Annotated in this window: 1 pseudogene; it reads right to left on the reverse strand. The window is 69.3% G+C overall.

From position 1 onward, the window contains the following. A pseudogene (locus ACWDD7_RS37760) lies at positions 1-1298 on the reverse strand (hypothetical protein); the annotation flags it as partial.

The following is a 1298-nucleotide window of genomic DNA, read 5'->3' on the forward strand; positions in this document are numbered from 1 at the left end:
GGGTTTCGCCCGTACCGTCCCGGAGCGCCCCGCCCCGGCGATACCGTGGTGACACACGCCAGATGACAGCCCAGGAGCCCCGGATGCCACTCAGCGCACCAGATACCGTGCCAACGACACCACCGAGACCACCAGCCGGATCACCAACACCACCTAAGGCGCCCGTCACCGTTCCGACTGCACTGCCTGCCGCATTGCCCACCGTTCCGACAACACCGCCAAGACCACCTGCCCCGCCACCGCCGACACCGCCCAGCGCCCCGGTCAGGGTTCCGACTGCACCTGTTGCCGTATTCGCTACCGTGCCGACAACGCCACCGAGGCCGCCGGTCCCGCCGCCGATGCCACCCAGAGCAGCGGTCACCGTTCCGACCGCACCTGTTGCCGTATTCGCTACCGTACCGACAACGCCACCGAGGCCGCCGGCCCCGCCACCGACACCGCCCAATGCGCCACTCAGCGTTCCGACCGCACCTGTTGCCGTGTTCGCTACCGTTCCGACGACACCGCCGAGGCCGCCAGTCCCGCCACCGCCAACACCACCCAGAGCCCCAGTCAGTGCCCCGACCGCACCCGTTGCCGTGTTCACTACCGTGCCGACAACGCCGCCGAGGCCGCCAGTCGGATTACCGCCACCGATGCCACCCAGTGCACCGGTTACCGTGCCAATCACACCACCGAGACCGCCGGTCCCGCCGCCACCGCCGACACCACCCAATGAACCTGTCACAGCACCGACCGCGCCAGTCGCCGTATTCGCCACCGTGCCAATCACCCCACCGAGACCGCCGGTCCCGCCACCGATGCCACCCAGTGCACCGGTTACCGTGCCAACGACACCGCCAAGACCACCGGTCGGATCACCAACACCACCCAAAGCGCCCGTCACCGTTCCGACTGCGCCGCTTGCCGCGTTGCCCACCGTTCCGATCACCCCACCGAGGCCGCCAGTCGGATTGCCACCACCGATGCCACCCAGCGCGCCGGTTACCGTGCCTACCACACCACCGAGACCACCGGTCCCACCGCCACCGCCGCCGCCGACACCACCCAACGCCCCCGTCACCGCACCGGCCACCCCTGCGACCGGCTCGAGCAAGCCGTTACCGATATCGATGGTCGCGCTTCCCGTCCCGGTCCCTGCCAGTCCGATCGAGATCCCGCCTGCATTCGGGTTGCCGACTGCCACCACCCCGTTCCCCCATCCCGTCAGGGTGCCGACGAGTTCACCGGGCGCCGGCGATCCGCCTCCGATGATGATGCCGTCGGATTTGCTGACACTTCCCAGCGGGGAAGCC

Source organism: Streptomyces sp. NPDC001056, assembly GCF_053598955.1.